At 41.6% G+C, this 5,794-nt stretch carries 5 protein-coding genes; 2 read left to right on the top strand and 3 right to left on the bottom strand.

The window, feature by feature from the left end; genetic code table 11:
- Positions 1 to 328: 328 nt before the first annotated feature.
- Complete coding sequence (locus WAM07_RS01125; RefSeq protein ID WP_422164056.1) at positions 329 to 1,618, bottom strand: hypothetical protein; 1,290 nt, start codon at positions 1,616 to 1,618, stop codon at positions 329 to 331.
- A gap of 354 nt (positions 1,619 to 1,972) precedes the next feature.
- On the opposite strand from WAM07_RS01125, the gene WAM07_RS01120 reads away from it, so the two are divergent.
- Positions 1,973 to 3,613, top strand: a complete 1,641-nt coding sequence (locus WAM07_RS01120) for a BCCT family transporter (RefSeq protein ID WP_422164054.1) — start codon at positions 1,973 to 1,975, stop codon at positions 3,611 to 3,613.
- Between the two features lie 67 nt (positions 3,614 to 3,680).
- On the top strand, positions 3,681 to 3,896 hold the full coding sequence (locus WAM07_RS01115; protein WP_422164052.1) for a DUF3951 domain-containing protein: 216 nt from the start codon (positions 3,681 to 3,683) through the stop codon (positions 3,894 to 3,896).
- Between the two features lie 73 nt (positions 3,897 to 3,969).
- Here the strand turns inward: WAM07_RS01115 and WAM07_RS01110 are convergent, their stop codons facing one another.
- Positions 3,970 to 4,671 (bottom strand): DUF5694 domain-containing protein, encoded by a 702-nt coding sequence (locus WAM07_RS01110; RefSeq protein WP_422164050.1) that lies wholly within the window; start codon positions 4,669 to 4,671, stop codon positions 3,970 to 3,972.
- Between the two features lie 85 nt (positions 4,672 to 4,756).
- Positions 4,757 to 5,713: a TIGR03571 family LLM class oxidoreductase gene (locus WAM07_RS01105; RefSeq protein WP_422164048.1), complete on the bottom strand. Its 957-nt coding sequence runs from the start codon at positions 5,711 to 5,713 to the stop codon at positions 4,757 to 4,759.
- Positions 5,714 to 5,794: the final 81 nt, after the last annotated feature.

The following is a 5,794-nucleotide window of genomic DNA, read 5'->3' as shown; positions in this document are numbered from 1 at the left end:
TCGACTAAAGTCGCCACGTCCTGTGGCAACGTCGATCGACCCTACGTCGTGTAGGGCCATAGGAAAGTGTTCAAATGTGGAATCACCCCGAAAGACACGACCAGCATAAGCCGACCATCAAAAGGATGGCGTTTTTTCAATCCGTTGATGAGCGGCTTATGTCTCGAGTGTCTGGGTGATGGAACAAGAAGAGTTATTTCCCCACCAGCCCTTCTCCAAATATCGTAACGGACCCAAATTATCTCGAAACGGAGTCTTACAGTAACTGGCCCTATTGCGTAATAAAGATCTTATGAAAAATCAACAATAAACTCTACCAGAGCCATTTTTATAGAAGCAGCCAGCCGAGCAGACTTCCTGCTGTTCCAAACCATATAGCAAAACCAATGTTCCATTTCGTTATGCGGTAAGGATTCCTGCCTGTTAACTGGCTCATGATGGTGACAGTCGTATTAAATGGACCCGCAGCGTCACTCGCGAGGGTGGATGTTAACAGTACAATAGCGAGACTTAAAGGATTTAATTCGGTCAGTAACGGCTGGATTAAAGTTCCCATTAGGCTAATGGTTACTAAGGGATGGATGCCGATTAATGAGAAGAGTAGTGAAACTAGCTGAATAGCTATAAACAACAGTAAAGGCAAGGAAGATACCTGCAATAAGGGCGTTTGAATCATATTAATCATTTTCGTCTGTTCAAACATCTCACTGAAGAAACCAAGTGAAATAAACAAAAGCATTAAATTCTGTAAGCCGTTGACCTGGGGAACCCAGTTTTTTTTGTTATAGCTCATAAATTCTTTTAATTGTTTTATAGTAAGCGCCCATAACAGAGTGAAAGGTAAAATGAATAGGATAACGGCATTAAAATAAGTAATACTTAATAGCTTCTGTATGCCAAAGGCAAGAAAAATAAATAAAAATAGCATGCCGAGTAAGTAGCTGACTTTCCCCACTAATCGACTGCCGGATATATCTGAGGAAGTTTCTGGTGCTTCATAGACCTCTTTTCTGTAAGTGAACCATCCGATGCACCAGTCGATGAGCAATAATGAAATAGAAAAAAACAGAGCCCACGGCAGCAACTCAAAGTAAGCAACTCCTGTAATCGTAACCGTCAGGGCGATAAAAATTTCTATAGGACTCCATACGTTGGCCAGTGCAAAGGAGCGGAGGATGGACTGGCTGGAAAATGGTTCAAGACGTGATTCGCTGATTTTCTGAGCTGAATTTTTAACAACTCCCTGAACAATAGAAATGGCCGAAAAAAATACAAAAAGACAGAGAATGTAAGTAATTAAAGAACTTCGGTAATACAGCTGACCTAGATGTTTTGTTCTTAGCTGCAGCAGATTCTGCAGTTCTTCGTCATATTTGCCCACCACCATAAGATTATTAATAAATGGCAGGAAATATAAAAGACTGAGAAGCAAAGCCGTAGATGTAAAATATAAGGGGAGGGTCAGCCAGTTTTCTCCGGAGAAGCTAAAGATCAGGAATCCGGCAAAAACAAATACAGTAGAAATCATTTGAAACGTACGGCTCGCTCCTTTAAAGGAAACCGGAATAATAATCAGTGCGATGCAGCCCAACAAATAGGTTATGTAATTATTATCCATAAAAAGATATATTAGGTAAATTAGGATAAAACTAGTGTATAAGCAAGCTTTTGAAAATTTTTTATATGTATACTCCATGAATAAACTCCCCTATTTTCAAGCATCACGCTATAATCGTCCAAGAATAGAAGTAAAAAGTCAACTTGCATTGATTAAATATGCCAGACAGTGAGTTTTTATTAAATTTAGACACAAGTATCGTTTTTTGGATTTGGCATATGTGTATCCACTTGTTAAGCTTAAGTTTGTCTATATCTTACCCCCTCTTTATCCCCTCTTTTTTCCAGACAGAATGGATTGCTTACTTAGGAACAAACTAACAACTAGCAGATAAGTCAGAAAGGGTGCTTTGAAATGAAGACGAGATTGATTGATTGGCCTACATTTATAGGCGCATTAATTTTACTGGTAGCGGTTACGCTTCCATTAATTCTGTTTCCAGATGCCGGAAAGGCTATTGTAGCTGACGCCAATAGTTTTATGACAGGTAATTTCGGTGTGCTGTACATGATTATGGGATTTGTGGTTTTTGCTTTTCTAATATTTGTAGCGTTCAGTAAAAATGGCTCAATTAAATTAGGTGATGAAGGAGAAAAACCTGAATTCAACACTTTTTCCTGGGCGGCCATGTTATTTGCTGCAGGGATTGGTTCGAGTATTCTATACTGGGCAGTTATTGAGTGGGCTTATTATTATCAGGGTCCTCCATTTGGGGTAACTCCTGAATCTCAAGAGGCCATTCAATGGGCATCTGCTTACGGGATTTTTCATTGGGGTCCTATCGCATGGGCGATCTATACGCTTCCTGCTTTACCAATCGCCTATTTCTATTATGTAAGGAAAAAGCCGGTACTTAAAGTAAGTGAAGCTGTACGTCCCGTATTAGGAAACTCAGTGGACGGGCCTCTTGGAACTGTAATTGATGTTCTGTTTATGTTTGGTCTGCTGGGCGGTGCAGGGACGACGCTTGCGCTTGGTACGCCTATGATCGCTGAAGGTGTCAATAGTTTAACAGGTATCCCGGCGAATCTTGGTTTGAAAGCTATCATTATGCTGTTATGTACATTGATTTTTGCGATTAGTTCGTATTCAGGTCTAAAAAGAGGTATTAAAGTTCTCAGTGATATTAACCTTTGGTTGGCCTTGTTTATTCTTGCATTTATTTTCATATTTGGTCCTACTCGTTTTATTAGTGAAACGACAGTAAACGGACTTGGAATACTTGCAGATAATTTCTTTAAAATGGCTACATGGATGGAGCCTTTTGCAGGTATAGGTCCATTTGGCGAGACCAATTTCCCTGAATCCTGGACCATTTTCTATTGGGCCTGGTGGCTTGTTTATGCCCCGTTCGTAGGGTTGTTCGTTGCCCGGATTTCAAGAGGGAGAACTATTCGTCAAATGGTTCTTGGAACCATGATCTATGGAACAATCGGCTGTATCCTGTTCTTTGGAATCATGGGTAACTTCGGTTTATACATGCAGTTGACCGGATCGTTTGATGTAGTTGCTTTTATGGATCAAAATGGAGCTCCGGCAACCATTATTGCTATTATTAATCAACTGCCGCTTGCTAAATTCATGGTGCTGGCCTTTACGGTACTCGCTATCATATTTCTGGCGACGACTTTCGATTCTTCCTCCTACATCCTTGCGTCTGTTGTGCAAAAGAGTGTAGAGGGCGAGCCGATGCGCTGGAACCGCCTGTTTTGGGCATTCGCTCTATGTCTAATGCCGCTTGCGCTTATGTTCCTTGGTGGTTTGGATACACTCCAGACGGCAAGTATTGTGGGAGGATTTCCGCTGATTTTCATTATGGCTTTATTAGCCTGGTCCTTTATGAGAGCCTCAAACGAAGATATTCGGGCTTCTGATGATTATCAGTCATCTACGATTCATATCGAACGCTGGAAGAAGAAAGGTAAGAAGCGCAGAAGATCTGCTCTCGAAGTACTTGAAGAAAAAAATAAAGATGAAAATGAAGAGGACAAATAAGTAAGGGAAGCCTCCGTGCATGGCGCGGAGGTTTTTCGTGTTAAAATAGATCAAAAGGGGTGTTTCTATGATATTGAATGCTTTTGGAATATTAATCGTTGGGGCAGCTTTATGTATATTGATTATCCTCGTAGCTTATAAGTTGTTTGTAAAGAAAGAGTCAATAGACACTACCCATTCCTACACTCCTTTTGACTATATAACTGGACAAACCAGTCAGGAGTTCCATGAAGAAGAAGACTTCCTCCAAGAAGAAGAAAAAGATCCTAATGAAAAACCATAAAAGTAGTTCCATTACTTCCCACCTCAGGTCATCCAAATATTGGATGACCTGAGGTGGGATATTTTGTATGACTCTATTTTGGAAGATAGGGGAGAGGTGACTGAATGATGAAGTCTCCACTGTCGGTTAAGAACTGATTAAGCAAGTGAAGATGATCGCCTCCAATTAAAACCAAGATTCGATCATGGGGACCGGACATCCGGGCAATATTGGCAGAGACGGCTAGATCACGATGGTGCCATTGTTTCAACCATTGAACCCCGACCTGATGCTGCCGGTCTCCCACTTTGGCAAGCTTCATGTACACCCTTTGCAGCTCCTGGATATAATCAGGGCGATTAATATAAGACAGGGAATGCAGCAGATTTTCGTCGTTTTCCATCTTCTTCAACTTCGACTGGACTTCAAGAATCTCCTGGAATAATTCAGGTTGATGCTCCTTTGCCCACTCAAAGACTTGATTTAAAGAAGGGGTATTCATATCTACGACTTCATCAACGGGATATACCCGAGGAAGCTCCAGCTGACGAGCCAGTCTAAAGGCAATTTGTTCGACTTCATCGTAGGTGGGTTTCAATTCACCGGATAGAAATTCCTGATATTTACGATCTAGTTCCTCTTCAATAAGAAAAGACTTCTCAACAGCAATCTTAGTCGGGTTATATTTCTTAAAAGCTTCGACGACCGTGTGGATATGATCCTGCTGCTCATTGACGGTTTGAGGTTCCATTGCCATATGAAATGTACCGAGAAGCATAACTTCAGGTTTACTCATTTATCATTCTCCTAACATTATCCCAGTTTTACCCACCTCAGGTCATCCATAATATGGATGACCTGAGGTGGGTATTTTAACATGATTATTCTGCTGATGTGTGGAAGTGGGGGAGTACATATTCTCCCAATTCTTGCAGTATCTCAGGAACGGGGCGTTCATTCTTGGAAAGACCGAACATGATATGGTTCACACCCGCTTTTCTATATTTCTCAAGCAGTTCGACGGCATGATTTCTTCCTGTTCGATAGCCTGCAGGTATTTTCTCAAGAGGGTAATCAGGATCTTCCATTAATTCAAGCGGAAGAGGCATGAAAAACGGACGAAAAGCTTCAGAACCATGATATTCCCGTACTTTTTCTCTATAAGCTGAAATGGTCTCTTTCTGCTTCTCAGGACGCTGGGGGTAGAACATCCAGCCATCTCCATACTCAGCAACCCAGTCAAGGGATTGCTGGCAATAGCCTGTCATAAAAGCAGGGATTTTGCGAGTGGGTTTAGGAACCAGATTCGACTTGTGAAGCTTTCCGAATGCTGACTCCACCTCCGGAAATTCCTCTGCAACAACCTCATTGAAATAATGAAAACTCTCGCGAAACAACTCGCCTCGTTTCATAATATCAATCCCAAGACCCTCAAAGTCTTTCCTTCGATCACCAGAAGAAATTCCGAGCATAAGGCGTTCAGGGAAGAGACGCTCAATACTGGCTGCTTCTTTAGCTGTGCGAAGCGGATGACGCAGGGACGTGACGAGAGCCGCTGTTCCCAAATGAATAGACGAGGTTTGGGAGGCCAGATAAGTAAGATAAATTAAGCTGTCGAAAATTTGTCCGGTAGCCGGATCTTCAAAAGTAGGGTCTTCAAGTAGTACATCCTGGAACCATAGGCATTGAAAACCCATTCTTTCAGCAAGCTGAGCTCTTTCAACTTGATGAATCATTTGAGGGGGTTCTTTATCGTAATTTTCAAGCGGTACATTCACCCCAAATGAAAGTTCGTCTTTCTTAAGCATTTTCTGAAAGCCTTTATGATGTTCGAACAAGAGAGGTCCTCCTCTGTAGTAATCATGATGATTTCTATTATAAAGAGGAAAGAGAAGAAGTGCGAACCACAGACATTGTAG

The organism is Halobacillus sp. (assembly GCF_049282395.1).
Classification (GTDB): Bacteria; Bacillota; Bacilli; order Bacillales; family Halobacillaceae; genus Halobacillus.
Note: the sequence above shows the minus strand (reverse complement) of the source record. Positions and strands in the feature narration are given on the sequence as shown.